The sequence below is a fragment of the Rhizobium sp. R86522 genome, from assembly GCF_042466255.1.
Classification (GTDB): domain Bacteria; phylum Pseudomonadota; class Alphaproteobacteria; order Rhizobiales; family Rhizobiaceae; genus Allorhizobium.
In genome coordinates, this window is the sequence record NZ_JAXHBX010000001.1 from 1,967,095 (window position 1) to 1,984,525 (window position 17,431).

Annotated in this window: 15 protein-coding genes; 11 read left to right on the forward strand and 4 right to left on the reverse strand. The window is 60.9% G+C overall.

Going from position 1 to position 17,431, the window contains the following annotated elements; genetic code table 11:
• Positions 1 to 172: 172 nt before the first annotated feature.
• A complete protein-coding gene (locus tag SJY08_RS09490; RefSeq protein WP_377275406.1) occupies positions 173 to 3,097 on the forward strand; it encodes a ribonuclease E/G in 2,925 nt (974 codons plus the stop codon).
• A 74-nt stretch (positions 3,098 to 3,171) separates the two neighbouring features.
• Here SJY08_RS09490 and SJY08_RS09495 read toward each other — a convergent pair whose 3' ends face one another.
• Together SJY08_RS09495 and SJY08_RS09500 are read right to left on the reverse strand one after the other, a co-directional pair.
• Positions 3,172 to 3,666 (reverse strand): GNAT family N-acetyltransferase, encoded by a 495-nt coding sequence (locus SJY08_RS09495; RefSeq protein WP_377275407.1) that lies wholly within the window; start codon positions 3,664 to 3,666, stop codon positions 3,172 to 3,174.
• A gap of 179 nt (positions 3,667 to 3,845) precedes the next feature.
• Positions 3,846 to 5,012: a pyridoxal phosphate-dependent aminotransferase gene (locus SJY08_RS09500; RefSeq protein WP_377275408.1), complete on the reverse strand. Its 1,167-nt coding sequence runs from the start codon at positions 5,010 to 5,012 to the stop codon at positions 3,846 to 3,848.
• A 191-nt stretch (positions 5,013 to 5,203) separates the two neighbouring features.
• Here SJY08_RS09500 and SJY08_RS09505 point away from each other — a divergent pair, with 191 nt between their 5' ends.
• The 7 genes from SJY08_RS09505 to SJY08_RS09535 all read left to right on the forward strand — a co-directional run bounded on the left by SJY08_RS09505 (position 5,204) and on the right by SJY08_RS09535 (position 11,510).
• On the forward strand, positions 5,204 to 5,965 hold the full coding sequence (locus SJY08_RS09505) for a DsbA family protein (RefSeq protein WP_300890981.1): 762 nt from the start codon (positions 5,204 to 5,206) through the stop codon (positions 5,963 to 5,965).
• 155 nt (positions 5,966 to 6,120) lie between these two features.
• Positions 6,121 to 6,561, forward strand: a complete 441-nt coding sequence (gene aroQ, locus SJY08_RS09510) for a type II 3-dehydroquinate dehydratase (protein WP_054150689.1) — start codon at positions 6,121 to 6,123, stop codon at positions 6,559 to 6,561.
• Positions 6,562 to 6,584: 23 nt separating this feature from the next.
• Positions 6,585 to 7,061, forward strand: a complete 477-nt coding sequence (gene accB, locus SJY08_RS09515) for an acetyl-CoA carboxylase biotin carboxyl carrier protein (protein WP_054150688.1) — start codon at positions 6,585 to 6,587, stop codon at positions 7,059 to 7,061.
• 4 nt (positions 7,062 to 7,065) lie between these two features.
• A complete protein-coding gene (gene accC / locus SJY08_RS09520; protein WP_054150687.1) occupies positions 7,066 to 8,418 on the forward strand; it encodes an acetyl-CoA carboxylase biotin carboxylase subunit in 1,353 nt (450 codons plus the stop codon).
• A gap of 3 nt (positions 8,419 to 8,421) precedes the next feature.
• The gene (gene aat, locus SJY08_RS09525; RefSeq protein ID WP_377275409.1) at positions 8,422 to 9,036 is read left to right on the forward strand and encodes a leucyl/phenylalanyl-tRNA--protein transferase; all 615 of its coding nucleotides are present in this window, start codon (positions 8,422 to 8,424) and stop codon (positions 9,034 to 9,036) included.
• 435 nt (positions 9,037 to 9,471) lie between these two features.
• Positions 9,472 to 10,212 carry a hypothetical protein gene (locus SJY08_RS09530; RefSeq protein ID WP_377275410.1) on the forward strand — a complete coding sequence of 247 codons (741 nt, stop codon included), beginning with the start codon at positions 9,472 to 9,474 and terminating at the stop codon, positions 10,210 to 10,212.
• 215 nt (positions 10,213 to 10,427) lie between these two features.
• Positions 10,428 to 11,510, forward strand: a complete 1,083-nt coding sequence (locus tag SJY08_RS09535; RefSeq protein ID WP_377275411.1) for a MerR family transcriptional regulator — start codon at positions 10,428 to 10,430, stop codon at positions 11,508 to 11,510.
• Between the two features lie 9 nt (positions 11,511 to 11,519).
• On the opposite strand, the gene SJY08_RS09540 is transcribed toward SJY08_RS09535, so the two are convergent.
• Positions 11,520 to 13,004: a phospholipase D-like domain-containing protein gene (locus SJY08_RS09540; RefSeq protein ID WP_377275412.1), complete on the reverse strand. Its 1,485-nt coding sequence runs from the start codon at positions 13,002 to 13,004 to the stop codon at positions 11,520 to 11,522.
• A 248-nt stretch (positions 13,005 to 13,252) separates the two neighbouring features.
• On the opposite strand from SJY08_RS09540, the gene SJY08_RS09545 reads away from it, so the two are divergent.
• From SJY08_RS09545 to SJY08_RS09555, 3 genes are all read left to right on the forward strand, one after another.
• Positions 13,253 to 15,532 carry an FdhF/YdeP family oxidoreductase gene (locus tag SJY08_RS09545; protein ID WP_377275413.1) on the forward strand — a complete coding sequence of 760 codons (2,280 nt, stop codon included), beginning with the start codon at positions 13,253 to 13,255 and terminating at the stop codon, positions 15,530 to 15,532.
• Positions 15,533 to 15,691: 159 nt separating this feature from the next.
• The gene (locus SJY08_RS09550) at positions 15,692 to 16,435 is read left to right on the forward strand and encodes a cytochrome c oxidase assembly protein (RefSeq protein WP_377275414.1); all 744 of its coding nucleotides are present in this window, start codon (positions 15,692 to 15,694) and stop codon (positions 16,433 to 16,435) included.
• Positions 16,435 to 16,935 carry a CopD family protein gene (locus SJY08_RS09555; RefSeq protein WP_377275415.1) on the forward strand — a complete coding sequence of 167 codons (501 nt, stop codon included), beginning with the start codon at positions 16,435 to 16,437 and terminating at the stop codon, positions 16,933 to 16,935. The genes SJY08_RS09550 and SJY08_RS09555 overlap by 1 nt, the downstream gene beginning before the upstream one ends.
• On the opposite strand, the gene SJY08_RS09560 is transcribed toward SJY08_RS09555, so the two are convergent.
• Positions 16,913 to 17,419 carry a DUF2231 domain-containing protein gene (locus SJY08_RS09560; protein ID WP_054150679.1) on the reverse strand — a complete coding sequence of 169 codons (507 nt, stop codon included), beginning with the start codon at positions 17,417 to 17,419 and terminating at the stop codon, positions 16,913 to 16,915. The two genes, SJY08_RS09555 and SJY08_RS09560, sit on opposite strands and share 23 nt — an antisense overlap.
• Positions 17,420 to 17,431 lie beyond the last annotated feature (12 nt).

A 17,431-nucleotide genomic window follows, 5' to 3' on the forward strand; every position in this document is an offset into this window, starting at 1 on the left:
ACCAGGAACGGATCGGGATCAGAAAGTGTCCCGCTGTCCGTCCGTATGTTGCAAACCCGGTCCTCCGTGCGTCCACATCTATATCCGGCGCACAGTCCGCTAGGTTCCAGCCGCTTTAAAGTTCAGCGCGCGGGTGGACCACCGACCGAGGGCGCCGAGGAGCACAGCTTAAATGGCAGACAAAATGCTAATCGACGCGTCTCACGAAGAAGAGACGCGCGTTGTCGTCGTTCGCGGTAACCGTATTGAAGAATTCGACTTCGAATCCCAACACAAGAAGCAGATACGCGGCAACATCTATCTGGCGAAGGTAACGAGGGTCGAGCCCTCGCTGCAGGCCGCTTTCGTCGATTACGGCGGCAACCGTCACGGCTTCCTGGCTTTCGCCGAAATTCACCCCGACTACTATCAGATCCCCCTCGCCGACCGTCAGGCACTGCTTCGTGCGGAAGCCGAAGAGCACCGCAAGGAAAACGACGTCGAAGGCGATGAGGTCTTCAACGACCCTGCCCAGCAAGATCAGCCCGACATCGGCATCAACACCACCAACTCCGTCACCTCGGCGATCGTCGATGACGTGGCAGCCGAACTGGCGGCTGAGGCCGATGCAGATGTCGCCGCGACAGCCGTCGTCGAAGGCGAGAGCGAAGCCGCAGCCGAAGAGCCTGTGGCCAAGGCCAAGCCGAAGCGTGTCCGCAAGCCGCGTGCCAAGAAGGCCGCCGCAGAGGAGACCGCAGCCGAAGAAGGCAGCGAAGGTTCTGATGACGTCGAAGGCGGCACGATCGCTGCCATGGTCGACATGGACGAGATTTCCGAAGAAGCCGGCGGACGCCGTGGCGGCCGTCGCGACGATGATGACGGCGACGATGATGACGACGATCACATCGAGGAAAAGGAAGAAATCGAATCCGTTGGCGCTGAAGACGCCATGGAAGAGGTTCCGGATCGCGTCGTGCGCAAGCCGCGCAAGCAGTATCGCATCCAGGAAGTGATCAAGCGCCGGCAGATCCTGCTGGTGCAGGTTGCCAAGGAAGAACGCGGCAACAAGGGTGCAGCGCTCACGACCTATCTGTCGCTCGCCGGCCGTTACTCGGTCCTGATGCCGAACACGGCGCGCGGCGGCGGGATTTCCCGCAAGATCACCCAGCCGACCGACCGCAAGCGTCTGAAGGAAATCGCCCGCGGCCTCGAAGTGCCGCAGGGCATGGGCGTGATCCTGCGTACCGCAGGTGCCAACCGCACCAAGGTCGAGATCAAGCGCGACTTCGAATATCTGATGCGCCTGTGGGAGAACGTCCGCACGCTGACGCTCGCCTCGACCGCGCCATGCCTCGTCTATGAAGAAGGTTCGTTGATCAAGCGCTCGATCCGCGACCTCTACAACAAGGACATTTCCGAGATCATCGTCTCGGGCGAAGAAGGCTATCGTGAAGCGAAAGACTTCATGAAGATGCTGATGCCGAGCCATGCCAAGGTGGTTCAGCCGTATCGCGACCTGCATCCGATCTTTGCGCGCTCGGGTATCGAAGCCCAGCTCGACAAGATGCTGCAGCCGCAGGTGACGCTGAAGTCGGGCGGCTACATCATCATCAACCAGACCGAAGCGCTCGTCTCGATCGACGTCAACTCCGGTCGCTCTACCCGCGAATACTCGATTGAGGACACCGCCCTCCAGACGAACCTCGAAGCGGCTGAAGAAGTCGCCCGCCAGCTGCGTCTGCGCGACCTGGCCGGCCTGATCGTCATCGACTTCATCGACATGGAAGAAAAGCGCAACAACCGCGCTGTCGAGAAGAAGCTGAAGGATTGCCTGAAGAACGACCGCGCCCGCATCCAGGTTGGCCGCATCTCGCATTTCGGCCTTCTGGAAATGTCGCGCCAGCGTATCCGCGCTTCGGTTCTGGAATCGACCACGCAGGTCTGCCCGCATTGCGCAGGCACCGGCCTCATCCGCTCACAGTCTTCCGTTGCCCTGCATGTTCTGCGCGGTATCGAGGAGTTCCTGCTGAAGGCAACAACGCACGACATCATCGTGCACACGACGCCGGAGACGGCACTGTACCTCCTCAACCAGAAGCGCGACACGATCGTCGACTATGAAGGCCGCTTCGGCGTTTCGATCGTTATCGACGGAGGCATGCCCGCCCAGCATGGCGGCTCGCAGCACTTCACCATCGAGCGCGGCGAAGCCGTCGAGAACCCGGTGAAGATCGAAAGCCTGATGTCGCTTCTGCCCGAGATCGAGGAAGAGGACGACTACGTTCCGGAACCCGAGGACGAAGACGAGGAAGAAATCGTCGTCGCTGCCGCCAAGGCCGAGAGCGCACCGCAGCCGGCGCGCGCCGACAGCGATGAAGGCAATCGCAAGCGCAAGCGTCGTCGTCGTCGCCGCGGCAAGAATGGCCAGAACGGCAACGGCACCCATGCAGACGGCCAGAATGGCGACAACGGCACCGACCTCGATGACGAGGATGGCGACGAGGGCGAGGACGATGCCGGCGAGAGCAATGGCGAAATCCGCGCAGTCGAAGCCGAAGGTGACGGCAACGGTGACGACGCCCAGAAGCGCAAGCGCCGCCGTCGCGGCAAGCGCGGTGGCCGTCGTAATCGTCCGGGCGAAGAAGGCTCGATGGAAGCATCCGACGAGAACGACGACAATGGTGATGGCGATGACGCGGACGATGCGCCCGTCGACGCCGCAGCCACCGAGACCGTAGAGGTCGTTGCGCCGGAGACTGCAGAGGTCGTCGAGGAGGCTGTTGCGGCCACAAAGCCGAAGCCGCGCCGCACTCGCAAGGCCAAGTCTACCGCAGAGCCCGAAGCTGTGGCTGAGGTGGCACCTGCCGCCGTTATCGCGGCGCCGGTGGCACCTGTCGCCGAGACCGTCGTCGAAGAAGCACCGGTTGCCGCACCGGCTCCGGTCACTGCGCCGGCCCCTGCCCCGGCTGCCGAAGAGGCAAAGGCCGCCCGCGCCAATCGCGAATCCAACGTAGCGTCGTCCGAACCGGTCGTGACTTCGGTCAAGGCCACGGAAGACAGCACCGATGCCAAGCCCAAGAAGGGCGGCTGGTGGCAGAAGCGCGGTGGTTTCTTCTAAGACCCGCGCGGTTGTGATCGAATGCAAGAAGGGCCCTTCACGGGGCCCTTTTTTTATCTCCAGGATCTGGCCGGTCAGGCGCTGGGACGTGCGCGTTTCATCACTGATGTCAGACCACCGGCGAAGTTGGTGTCATAGGCGTGGGCATAGCCGCATTTCTCTGCCACGCGGATCGATGCAGCGTGTTCTGGCGCCAGGATACAGACGGTCTGGCCATGGGTACCATGAGCATCGATCCACGCATGGGCGGCCTGCATGGCTTCGGTTGCGAGACCACGCCCGTGGCTTGCCGAGACGATCGCCCAGCCGGCTTCTGGCGCAGACCCGAGCGGTGGATCCATGTCGCGGTGAAAATCGGCGAAGCCCGCTTCTCCGAGGTAAAGCCCCGTCTCACGGTCCTCGATCACCCAATAGCCAAAGCCGAGGGAATGCCAGTGGCCGATATAGCGCAGGAGCCGGGACCAGGTTTCGTTTGACGTCGAGGGGCGACCGGTGATGTGGCGGACGATGACCTCGTCCTGCCACATGGCGAGCATCGCATCGAAATCCTCGAGCCGGTGGGCGCGCAACCGCGTCCGCTCGGTGAGAATGTCGGGCGCGCTGACCAGCTGGCTGATCCGTTGCGATATTATGACCCCACCTCCCCATGCCTTTGATCCGGCGACTTCAGAAACTGATTCAGCTTGCTTTCAAACAGAGTCAGCAAAATTCCCGAAGCCCTTGATTGTGAATCTATTTCGCTCAATGCCTAAGCGCTTTTCGGCAGCCACTTCTCCAACCGATCGGTCGCCTCGACCATGTCGGCCATGGTGCCGGCATAGGACAGCCGCAGTGCCAAATGGCCATCGATCGGATCGAAATCACGGCCGGGTGTGACGGCCACATCGGTCTCGGCGAGGATGCGCTTCGCAAAGCCCATGCTGTCATTCGTAAAGCTGCTTGCATCGACATAGGCGTAGAAGGCGCCGTCCATCGGCGACAGCAGCGGCAGGCCAAGCGCCGGCAGTCGGGCCATCAGGAAGTCGCGGTTGGCCTGACAGGCGGCCTTGTAGTGCTCCAGCTCGTCGGTCGCGCTCAGGGCGGCAAGCGCTGCGATCTGCGAGAGTTCCGGGGCGGAGATGTAGAGGCTCTGGGCGACACATTCGACGGGACGCACCAGTTCCTCTGGCAGCACCATCCAGCCGATGCGCCAGCCGGTCATGCAATAGTATTTGGAAAAGGAATTGATGATGACGGCATCGTCGCCGATCTCCAGCGCGGTCGCCTCTTCTGCGCCATAGGTCAGGCCGTGATAGATCTCGTCGGAGATCAGCGTGATGCCCTCACCCTGGCAGTAGTCATAGACGGCCTTCAGCTGCGCCTTGGTCGTGACCGTGCCGGTCGGGTTGGCGGGGCTTGCGAGCAGCACGCCCTTGAGGCGAACGCCCGCTTCGGCCTGCGCAAGTTCCAGACTTTCCGGCGTCAGCGTGAAGCCGGTATCCGGACCAACGGCGACCTCGACCACTTTCAGGCCAAGCGCTGCCAGGATGCTGCGATAGGCGGGATAGCCGGGCCTGGCGATTGCCACGGCATCGCCGACATCGAAGAGCGAGAGGAAGGCAAGGTTGAAGCCGGCCGACGAGCCCGTGGTGACGACAATGCGGTTCCAGTCGACGGAGACATTGTGGCGACGCTGGTATTCCTCGGCGAGCGCCTGGCGAAGGCCGGTCAGCCCAAGCGCATCGGTATAGCCGATACGGCCGCCTTCCAGCGCTTGGCGGGCGGCATGAAGCGCCGCCTGCGGTGCCGGATGGCCCGGCTGACCAACGGCCATGGAGATAACCGGGCGCCCCTCCTGGCGTCTGCGGGTGGCCTCAGCCAGGATGTCCATGGCGTGGAAGGGTTCGACGGCACTGCGCTTGGAAATGGAAATCAACGGATCGCTCCTCGGTCTGACGCCCGACATTTGCCGCAAAGCGCGTGGCATCACAATGGAGAGGCTAGACAAGGCAGTGCAAAAAAGCCATTCCGCTTGAAAGCATGAGCCTTTAGGCTCGATATCAGCCGGTGACGACGAGCCGATATCGGCGCGCCTGACGAATGAAGACGGCAAGGACGAGGAACAACATGGCCCTGAACTTCAAGATGATCGCCAGCGCAAGCGTGGCACTCCTTCCCGCCCTGATGCCGCTTCCGGCCGTGGCTCTCGACGAGGCACAGAAGAAGGAATTCGGCGAATTCATCCGCGAATACCTGATCGAGAACCCCGAGATTATGCTCGAAGTGCAGGATGCCCTGCAGAAGAAGCAGGAAGAGATCCGCTCGCAGCGCTCGGCCGAGGCGCTGTCGACCAATCAGGATGCGATCTTCAACTCCGCCTATGATCTGGCCATCGGCAATCCTCAAGGCGATGTCACCGTGGTCGAGTTCTTCGACTACAATTGCGGCTATTGCCGCCGCGCCCATGCCGACATGGAAGCCGTCATCTCCGAGGACAAGAATGTCCGCTACGTCCTGAAGGAATTCCCGATCCTTGGACCGGACTCGGAAGCCGCGCACAAGGTCTCGGATGCCGTACGCAAGCTGTCGCCCGACAATTACGGTGCCTTCTTCCGCGCCATGATGACCCAGGACGGCCGGGCCTCGGAAGAGAGCGCGATTGCCATTGCCAGCGAACTCGGCATTGCGGAGGATGCCATCCGCGCCAAGATGGCCGAAAGCCCGAATTCCGCACAAGTGCAGGAAGCCTATCAGCTGGCGACCAGCCTCGGCATCACCGGCACGCCTTCTTACGTGATCGGCAATGAAACCGTTCCCGGCGCCGTTGGCAAGGAAGCGATCGTCGCCAAGGTCGGCAATGTCCGCGCCTGCGGGAAGGCCACCTGCTAAGGGGCGACCTGCTGAAGGCAAAACCACTCTTTTCCCCTCCCCGCGCCTGCCAATACCCGGTTTTCCGGGGACGGTTTGGCGCGATCACGGCAAAGGGCTTTCCCTACAGGGGCTCTCGGTCTATAGGAGGCGGTTGAAAGTCGACGGAAGCGTAGATGAGCAAAACCATTTTCGTGCTGAACGGCCCCAATCTCAACATGCTGGGAAAGCGGGAACCGGGGATCTATGGCGGCAAGACGCTCGCCGATATCGAGGCAGACTGCAAGGCCGCCGGCGCCGAACTCGGGCTGACCATCGACTTCCGCCAGTCCAATCATGAGGGTGACCTCGTGAGCTGGTTGCACGAGGCAGGCGAGAAGTCGGTCGGCGTCGCAATCAATGCCGGAGCCTATACGCACACGTCGATTGCCCTGCATGACGCGATCAAGGCCGTATCCCCGCTTCCGGTGATCGAGGTGCATATTTCCAACGTGCATGCGCGCGAGGAATTCCGCCATAAATCGGTGATAGCGCCCGCGTGCAAGGGCGTGATCTGCGGCTTCGGACCTCATAGCTACATCCTGGCGCTTCAGGCGCTGAAAACCATCACGCAATAACAAGAATTACAGGACATCCACCCATGGCTGAAAAGAAATCGGGCATCGATCAGAAGCTGATCCGCGATCTCGCGAACATCCTCAACGACACCGATCTCACCGAGATCGAAGTGGAGCAGGACGACCTGCGCATCCGCGTTTCGCGCAATGGCACCCCTGTCATGATGCCGCAGCAGATGCAGGGCTATGCCTACCAGGCACCGGCCGCACCGGCTGCTGCTCCTGCCGCTGTCGCTGCACCCGCTGCCCCTGCCGCCCGTGACCTTTCCAACGCTGTCACCGCACCGATGGTCGGAACCGTTTACCTGTCGCCGGCCCCGGGCGCGCGCGCCTTCGTTGAAGTCGGCCAGATGGTCAAGGAAGGCCAGACGCTTCTCATCATCGAAGCCATGAAGACCATGAACCAGATCCCCTCGCCCAAGTCCGGCAAGGTCGTCGAGATCGTTATCGATGATGCAAGCCCGGTCGAATACGGCGAGCCTCTCGTGATCATCGAGTAAGCCGATGACAGCCATCTCGAAGATTCTCATCGCCAACCGCGGCGAAATTGCGTTGCGCGTTCTGCGCGCCTGCAAGGAGCTCGGCATTCAGACGGTGGCGGTTCACTCCACCGCCGACGCTGACGCCATGCATGTGCGGCTTGCCGACGAAAGCGTGTGCATCGGCCCGCCGCCGTCGCGCGACAGCTATCTCAACATCCACCAGATCGTCGCTGCCTGCGAGATCACCGGCGCTGACGCAGTGCATCCGGGCTACGGCTTCCTGTCTGAGAACGCCAAGTTCGCCGACATCCTCGACGCCCATGGCATCACCTTCATCGGACCGACGGCTGAACACATCCGCCTGATGGGCGACAAGATCACGGCAAAGAAGACCGCGGTCGAGCTCGGCATACCCGTTGTTCCGGGCTCGGATGGCGAAGTGAAGCCGGAAAACGCGCTGGAAATCGCCCGCGAAATCGGCTTCCCCGTGCTGATCAAGGCGACGGCCGGTGGCGGTGGTCGCGGCATGAAGGTGGCAAAGACCGAGGAAGAGCTGGAAGAGGCTGTTTCGACGGCGCGCTCCGAAGCGCTTGCAGCCTTCGGCAACGACGCCGTCTACATGGAAAAATACCTCGGCAAGCCGCGCCATATCGAGGTGCAGGTCGTCGGTGACGGTGCCGGCAACGCCATCCATCTCGGTGAACGCGACTGCTCTCTGCAGCGCCGCCACCAGAAGGTCTGGGAAGAGGCGAACTCCCCGGCCCTCAACGTCGAGCAGCGGATGAAGATCGGTTCGATCTGCGCCGAAGCCATGAAGAAGATGAAGTACAGGGGCGCCGGCACGATCGAATTCCTCTACGAAAACGGCGAGTTCTATTTCATCGAAATGAACACCCGCCTGCAGGTGGAGCATCCGATCACCGAAGCCATCACCGGCATCGACCTCGTGCATGAGCAGATCCGTGTCGCTTCCGGCGCCGGCCTCTCGGTCACGCAGGACCAGGTGGTGTTTTCGGGCCATGCCATCGAATGCCGCATCAATGCCGAGGATCCGCGCACCTTCGTGCCCTCGCCCGGCACGATCACGCATTTCCATGCACCGGGTGGCCTCGGCGTTCGCGTCGATTCGGGCGTCTATGCCGGCTACAAGATCCCGCCTTACTATGACAGCCTGATCGGCAAGCTGATCGTGCATGGACGCACCCGCGTCGAATGCATGATGCGTCTGCGCCGCGTGCTCGACGAATTCGTCGTCGACGGCATCAAGACGACGCTGCCGCTGTTCCAGGATCTCGTGGCCAATCAGGACATCGCCAACGGCGACTACGACATCCACTGGCTGGAAAAATATCTGGCCGAAACTTCGGCCAAGTAAAAAATGGCTGGGCGACGCAGCAGGGACCGAAGCATCACGCCGGAGCTCCTGCTGCGCGCCTATTCCATCGGCATGTTCCCGATGTCGGAATCGGCCGATGACCCCGAGCTCTTCTGGGTCGAGCCAGATATCCGCGGGATTATCCCGCTCGACGACTTCCACGTCTCGAAAAGCCTGCAAAAGGCGATCCGCAAAGCCCCCTTCGACATCCGCTTCGACACCGCCTTCGACCAGGTGGTGGCCAAATGCGCCGAAGCAGCAGACGACCGGCCGAGCACCTGGATCAATCAGACCATCCGCGACCTCTACAGCGCGCTGCACCGCCTCGGCCACGCCCATAGCGTCGAAGCCTGGGAGGGCGACGAACTCGTCGGCGGCCTCTACGGCGTCACGCTTGGCTCCGCCTATTTCGGCGAGAGCATGTTCTCAAGGCGCACGAATGCCTCGAAGATCTGCCTCGTGCATCTGGTGGAGCGGTTGAGGGAGCGCGGGTTCACGCTCTTGGATACGCAGTTCACGACGGAGCATCTGAAGACGTTCGGGGCGGTGGATATTCCAAAGGCGGAGTATGGCGTGTTGCTGGACCGGGCGATGGAGGGGGATACGGTTCGGTTTTGAGTGGTTCTGATTTGAGAGATGGAAATACATGAAACAGAATCAACCGATCTGTAAGCATGATCGGTATCGGGTCCCATACATGTAGCCGTCGCTGCCTTGGCGTCTCATTTTCGAGGCATCGGCTCCCGGCACGCGATCTGAGTTGCCGAAGAGAGCATCAAAGAGAATCGCGCGAACATTTAAATGGATTATTGAAACTTTAGGTGGCTATACTAGTTTGACGATTCCCAAGAGCGAGTTTGAATACAGTCATCGACACGCGTTTTTTTTGGAGCCGCAACCATGGATACATATGCAATTATCGCTGGAAGCGTACTTGTCCTATCGTTTGGCGTGTATATAATATTTAATGATAGAAAGATCGCTACCAAGCTTATTAACAAATTCAACAAAAAGAACATCAATAGGCTTCTTTGATGCGGCGTCCGGGGGCACATGAAGCTAAAAACAAATCTAAACTTCTTGGGTTGGCAAATCGCTGTCCTTGGGGCAAGCGCTGGTTTTTTCACGGCTGATTTGTATTCAGCGTTTGGCTTGGATTCAAACTATAGCAAGCTGGCATATTATTGGTTCGGACTTCTGTGTTTGGCCATAGTGCTTACTGTTTGCCATATTTGCTGGAGGCTAGCGGCAGAAAACATTAGGGTTTCAGATTACTTTAGGCGAGAAGGCAGTTTTGACACAGACGTCTGCGACATCGAAGACCTCGAGTACATAATTGCCCACAGCAGCACAAATTCTGACAATCACACCAATGACGATGAAACTCGCCGTCTCTATGATCTGGATAATGAGTCCTTCACAGTGATCAAGGATAGGAAAGGGCACCGTCGAGGATACTTCTGCCTAATAAAACTGACAAAGGCCGGCGAAGAAGCAATAAATGAGGGTGTCTTTTCCCTCAGAAAACTTAGTTCCGGATTCGTCCGTAAGGACAAAAAGGATAAATATTTACCTTTATACATTGCTGGCCTTTATGGCGACAGCTCATCAATTTCCAACACATTTCTCATAGCTTCGATCAATGCGCACGTAAGGGCCCGCAAAACTCCGAGGGTCTACGCTAGAGCTGAAACAGACAAAGGACTCTACTGGCTCAATCGCTATTACTTTAAGCCGGTTGATGTAAGCAAAGTCGGGCTTGGTCATTTCTACGTCCGCCGAATTAGGTATTAAAGATGGTCGTGCGCGACCGGACGTTACATCCTCTGTTTTAGGTCGCTCCACAATATCTCAGTTATATTTGTGTTAGCCTTGGGCAGAGATTCGTCTTAATCCAGTCGCTAGCTAAAGTTTCGATGGGCTCACAAGTCCCAAGCCCCCAGAACTTTCCTCTTGAGCCGGACCCAAGGTTATAGCCTACAACCGTCCCATCCGATGACGGAGGCGACATGACCGACCACAGAACAAACGCCATCTGGCTGACGGCAGCGCAATGCGCCAAGCGCACGGGGCTGACCGTGCGGGCGCTCAGGATCTATGAGGCGGCGGGGCTTCTCGCCCCACTCCGCACAGAGAAGAACTGGCGGCTTTATGGCGCGCAGGATCTGGCGCGGCTGACTGAAATCCTGACTCTGAAGCGGCTCGGGCTGACGCTGGAGCAGATCAGCCGGCTGCTGGCCGGGCAAACAACCGATCTTGATCGTGTCCTGTCCGTCCAGGCGAGTGCACTCAGGGAACAGATCGTGCGCGTCCAGCAGAGCCTCACCCTCATCGATAACATGCAAACGAAGATGGCAACCGGGGAGATCCTCTCCACGGATGACCTGCTCGCACTCGCAAGGGATCATTCGATGACCGAAACAACCTCTGACACCATCGCCTGGCGGCGTTATGACCAGATGCGGCCTCGCACGGAGCGTGCGATCGACAGCAGGCTCTATGCCGACTACGCGGGGCATTATCGGCTCGACACGGTCGTCTTCACCATTCGCCACGAGGACCAGAGGCTCTTTGCCCGTGTCACCGGGCAGGTCGAACTTGAGCTCTTTGCCGAAGAGGTCGACCGGTTCTTCTACAAGGCGGTGCCGGCGCAGATCAGCTTCATCCGGAATGCGGAGGGGATGGTCACTTCCCTGACTCTGCATCAGAACGGATACGAAGAGACCGCGGAGCGAGTGGAGACTGGCGCCGCCGCAACGTTAGAGGCGACACTGGCCGAGAGGATCAGGGAGAAGCGTCCCGTTGAGAACAGCCGGCTTCTTTTACAAGAGCTCGTGCACCAGCATCAGAAGGGGGAACCCGATTATGCCAAGATGACGCCACCGCTTGCCGCGATCGCGCGCGAACAGGCCGAGATCATCCGGGGCGAGTTGCAGCGGCTTGGAGCCTTGAAAGACATCAGATTCAAGGGTGTGACAGATGACGGCTGGGACGTCTACGATGTGAGCTTCGAGAAGGGATGCCAGGAATGGAGTTTTTCGCTGGCGTCAGACGGGCTATTCGACGGGATGATAATGCGGCGGACAATGTGAGGCCACCCTCTACCCGCCCGCCTTCCGCCGCCTCGGCCGCTTCAACATCCCTCTAAACAGCCCCCGCTTCTCGATCGGCTCAAACACTGCATCCGAGCCTTCCGGGTCGAGGATCTCGTGGTCGGCGAGCCATTCTTCGAGGTCTGATATCGCCGGCGTCTCGTAGGGCTTCAGCGTTTCGCCCCCTGCGGCCTCGTTTTCTGCCCTCAGCATATCGATGGCCGCAATCAGCGAGCCGCATTGAGCGATGGCCCGGTCGATCGTCTCGGGCGTCACCCCCAGATGCTCGGCCAGCAAGTCGTTGCGGAAGCTTGTGATCTTCGCCGAGAGGTCTTCCGAACCGCCCGCCTCAAGCGCCACATCGCATTCTTGGTCGAAGCGCATCGAGCGGTTGTTGATGTTGGAGGAGCCGACGCGGAGATACTGGTCGTCGACGATCATCAGCTTGGCGTGGACGTAGATCGGCTGGCCCTTGGCGGTGACCGGGTGATAGATCTTGAAGCGTCCAAAGTCGTCGTGTCGGCGCATGGATTCGGCGAGCCGGGCGCGGGCCGTGTCCATGGCGATCGTGCCCAGCCAGTTGTCCGAGATGACAGGATTGATCAGCACGAATTCCGGCCCGTCCGGTTCGGCGAGCCTCCGGGCGATTGCCTGTGCGATGGCACGCGAGGCGAAATACTGGCTTTCGGCATAGACGGTGTGCCGGGCCGCGTTGATCATGTCGAGATAGAGCTGCTCGATCTCGGTGACGGCGCTCTCCTCCTGATAGGCCGGGCTCGTGCGGGCGATCGCGAGGTTGACGCTGCCGAAGGAAAAGTTCGGCGCAACCTCGGCCTGAGCCGGCTCTGACGTCACCGGGGCCACGTCCTTTCCGCCGGCACGCGTCCAGCGATGACGGCAGAGTTCGCCGAGCGCCTGCGCGGCCGGGCCGGTAAAACGGCTCGAGATGTCGTGCCAGGGGCCGTAGGGCTTGCCATTGGGGCGGCGCCTGTCGGGGTTTTCATCGAGATGCTCGCGCGTGTCCCAGCGATCGAGCGTCACGTCGATGCCGCCGCAATAGGCAACCGCCTCGTCGATCACCAGCATCTTCTGATGGTGCGAACTCCCCAGGGGATGCTTGCCGTCGAGGCGGACGGTAATCTGCCTGTTCCATTTCCAGCGCAAGAGATAGGGCAGGTTCGCAGGCCTCGCCCAGCTGGCCAGTGGAGCCGGGCTCCACAGCAGGATCTTGATTTCGAGGCCCGGCGTTCGACGGGCCAGCCAGAGCAGGAAGTCGCCAACCCGGCGGGGGGCTCCATCATCGACCTTGGGATGACCAAGGGTGATCGTGGCATCGAAGTCCCAGCCGACAAAGTAGATCACCCGCTTTGCCGCCATCATCGAGGCACGGATCGAGGCGAAATAGTCATTGGCATCGATCAGGATAGAAAAGTCGTCGGCTTTCTCGACGCGCCAGCAGTTCCGGGAAGGCGAAAAAAAGGGGGAAGGCGCCATCTCATACTCCAGACACTGGGTCGCCCTATCCGGCTATCGCAATGGCGGCGTGAGGTCCAGTCTTTAGGGTCGTGGCTACGCTCCGGCTTGCTGACCGCCGGGGATGAGAATGCCCGGCGCACACCGTATTCCAAGAGCGGACGCCTCACCCGGTATGTGTAGACGCGCAAGCTGTTGTTCCCCGCCCCGCGCAACCAATCGCGCCTCCAGTCGTTCTCCCTTCGAAACACTTTGGAAGGGAGCGGATAATGGCGAAGGATGATGCGACGGTGACGTATGACGGGCCGGCCGGCGGCTGGGGTTCGCTTCGGGGGATTGCCCGGATCGCCGGCGACGAAGGCATCAGCGCCGGGGCGATCGCGACACTTCTGGAACAGAACAAGCCGGGTGGTTTCGCCTGCGTCTCCTGCGCCTGGACGAAGCCCGCCGATCACCATCCCGTCGAGTTCTGCGAAAACGGTGCCAAGGCAACGCTCTGGGAGCTGACCAGCCGAACAGCCACTCCAGAAGTCTTTGCCCGGCACAGCGTGACCGAGCTCAAGACCTTCAGCGATTACGATCTGGAGCAGCTGGGACGGCTGACCCATCCGATGCGTTATGACCGGGCGAGCGACCATTACGTGCCCTGCTCCTGGGACGAGGCATTCGCCGAGATCGGGCGCGAGTTGAAGGCCATGGATCCGAAGAAGACCATCTTCTACACCTCGGGCCGCGCGAGCCTTGAGACGTCCTATTGCTGGGCGCTGTTTGCCCGCGCCTATGGCCACAACAATCTGCCCGACAGTTCCAACATGTGTCATGAGACGACGTCGGTCACCCTGAAGAAGGTGATCGGCTCGCCGGTCGGCACGGTCGTGCTCGACGATTTCAAACATTGCGACGCGATCTTCTTCTTTGGCCAGAATACCGGCTCGAACAGCCCGCGTTTCCTGCATGTGCTGCAGGCGGCGGTCAGGCGCGGCTGTCGGATCGTGACCTTCAACCCCGTTCGCGAGCGGGGGCTGGAAAGCATGATCAATCCACAGGAACCGACGGCGATGGTGACGGGCAGCGAAACGGCGCTGTCCTGCCAGTATCACCAGGTGAAACCGGGGGGCGACATCGCCGTGCTGCTTGGGCTCTGCAAACATGTTCTGGCCGCTGACGATGCGGCGCAGGGGGATAATCGCCATGTCATCGACCGGGCCTTCATCGCCGAGCATGCCGTCGGCTTCGAGGACTTCGAGGCGCGGCTGCGGGCGCTCGACTGGGCCGAAATCGAGGACGTCTCCGGGCTCACGCGTGCGGCCATCGAGGCGGCGGGGACGGTCTATGTGGAAGCCGAAAACACCATCGGCATCTATGGCATGGGGCTCACCCAGCATGTGCATGGCTTCGAGAATGTCTCGACCTATGTGAATTTGCTGCTGATGAAGGGCAATATCGGCCGACAGGGAGCCGGGATTTCACCCGCGCGCGGTCATTCCAATGTCCAGGGTCAGCGCACCGTCGGCATTGCGGAAAAGCCGGAACTCGTGCCGCTAGACCGGCTTGCGGAGATGTTCGCTTTCTCGCCGCCGCGCGAGAAGGGCATGAACACGGTCGAGGCCTGCGAGGCCATTCTCAAGGGCGAGGTCTCGGCCTTTGTCGCGCTCGGCGGCAATTTTCTGCGCGCGATCCCCGAACAGAAGGCGATGGAGGAGGCCTGGCCGCAGCAGCGGCTCACGGTGCAGATCGCCACCAAGCTCAATCGCGGTCACCTGTTCAACGGCGAGATCGCCTATCTCCTGCCCTGTCTCGGGCGGAGCGAAATAGATCCATTGACCGGCCATCCGCAAGTCGTGTCGATGGAAGACAGCCTGAGCTGCGTGCATGGTTCCGTCGGCAAACGCACGCCGGCGAGCGAGCACCTGAAATCCGAGATCGAGATCGTCAGCCGGCTCGCTGAGGCTACCCTGCCGCAAAACCCGAAAATGCTGTGGAGCCACTGGGCGCGCGACACGGCGTCCGTCCGCAATCTGATCGAGAAGACCTATCCGGAGGAATTCCGCGATTTCAATGCCCGGATCTTTACGCCCGGCGGCTTCTATCGCGGCAACTCCGCCCGCGAGCGGCAGTGGAAGACGGAGAGCGGCAAAGCCGAGTTCGTCACGCCCGACATGCTCTCGGCCACCGGGTTTCAGCCAACACCGGGCCGAATGAGCCTGGTGACCCTGCGCAGTAACGACCAGTTCAACACGACGGTCTATGGCTATAGCGACCGTCTGCGAGGCATCGAGGGCAAGCGCGACGTGCTGCTGATCAGCCCCGCCGAGATCGAGCGGCATGGGCTCACCGTCGGCGAGCGGGTGACGCTGGTGAGCGATGCCGAGGATGGGGTCGACCGTCGCGTCGGCGGTCTCGAGGTTCTGCCCTTCGACCTGCCGGACGGCTGCGTCGGCGGCTATTACCCGGAGCTCAATCCGCTGGTGCCGCTTGCGCATCACGACCGCGCGTCAAAAACCCCGGCCTATAAGTCCGTTCCGGTCCGGATCGAACGGGGCGGCTGAGGTCGTTCCATCCGGCTTCTCCGATCTCCCGAGCCGATGGAACAATTTGCATGGAACAATGTGGCGTCACGCGTGTTGCCCTCGCAGGGCAGCGGCCGAACGGAGGGTGCGCGTGCGCGGGGCAATGACCGACTTTGACGGCAATTCGGGACTGACATCATGAACCTCGATATCTATTGCGGCCCGGCGCCGACACCGGAGATGCTCTGGCGTGACTGGAATTTCGATCCGCCCCTGCTTGCGGCCATTGGTGCGGTTTTCGTGCTTCTGATGACCACGGCCAGCAATCCGCGGCAGCGGATGGCGGCCGGTGCTGCCCTTCTGGTGATGCTGATCGCTTTCGTCTCACCCCTCTGCGCACTGGCATCCGCGCTATTTTCGGCCCGTGTGCTGCATCACATCCTGCTCGTCACGTTTCTGGCGCCGTTCATCATTCTTGCAATCCCGCCCAAGGCGCGCGAGCGTCAACCCCTGCCGGCGCAGCTCTCCTTTCTCGTGCACACGATCCTGATGTGGACCTGGCACGCCCCGGAGCCCTATCTCTTCGCCCTCTCATCGCCTGCCGCCTACTGGCTGATGGAACTGACGCTGATCGGATCGGCGGTCTGGCTCTGGTACGACATTCTCTCGCCACGGCGCACCGTCGGGCCTTCGGTGGCACTTCTGCTCGGCACGACGATCCAGATGGGCATGCTGGGGGCTTTGCTGACATTTTCGCGCGAGCCGCTGTTTGCCGCGCACATGGACACAACGCATCCCTTCGGCCTCTCCCCGCTCGCCGACCAGCAGCTTTCAGGGCTTCTGATGTGGGTGCCGGCGGCCCTGCCCTATCTCTTCGCCGCTCTTCTCAAGCTGCGCAGTCTGTTTGCGGGACGAAGCTTCGACAGCGAGGCGCCACGCTGATGATCGCCCTCCTGAAATTCGTCCATATCGCAGCCATTGCCATCTGGACCGCCGGGCTTATCAGCCTGCCGAGCCTCTACGTCCAGCGGGCACATGTCGAAAACGACGATGCGCTCTACCGCATGCAGCGGATGACACGCTTTGCCTTTGTCGTGCTGATATCGCCGGCAGCTTTCATTGCTGTGGCAAGCGGCATCGCGCTGAGTTTCATGAGAGAGGTGTTTGCACCCTGGTTTTCGTGGAAGCTCGCCTTTGTCGGGCTGCTCGCCATCTTCCACGTCTTTTCCGGCCTCGTCGTCATCCGGCTGTTTAAGCAGGGAGAAGTCTATCCGGCCTGGCGTTTCGTCGTCGCGACCGCGAGCTGCTGCGCGGTAGTGCTCGCGATCCTCATCCTCGTGCTGGCCAAGGAAGCGCCCCAGTTCACCCTGCCTCCGGTCATGTCCGAGCCGGGCGGGCTGAAGCGCCTTCTCGAACCACTCAATCCTTGGGCGACACCATGAGGCCGATTCCGTGATCGAAGATCAGCTTACCACCGTGCCAGCCAGCAACACCGGTCAGGACGGCCGCCAGAACCGAGAGCAGCATGCCATGCGGCAGAACCACATTGGGATCGATGAGCCGCAAGCCCCAGTTGGCGCCGGCAACCGAGATCAGGGTAATGGCCGCAATCGCATGGGCCCAGCTTGCGGCACGCGCGCGAATGCCGGGCACGAGCAAGAGCTCGGCCGTTCCGACCAGGCCCGCGGCGACACCGGCCCCAAACGCCGTGCCGGAGGACCAGAGGCCGACGCGCAGCCAGAAGGGGTCCGCCGTGAACCAGTAGAAGACATCGACGGCGAGCGTGCCGAAGACCAAGGCAATCGGGAAATGCACGCTCATGGCATGCAAGGGGTGACCGGCAACCGCGACGGCGGAGGTCTTGTCCTTTTCTTCCAGCTGTTCAATGACGGGATTGGCAGCGTCGGTTTGAGATGTTTCGGCCATGGGGGTTCTCCG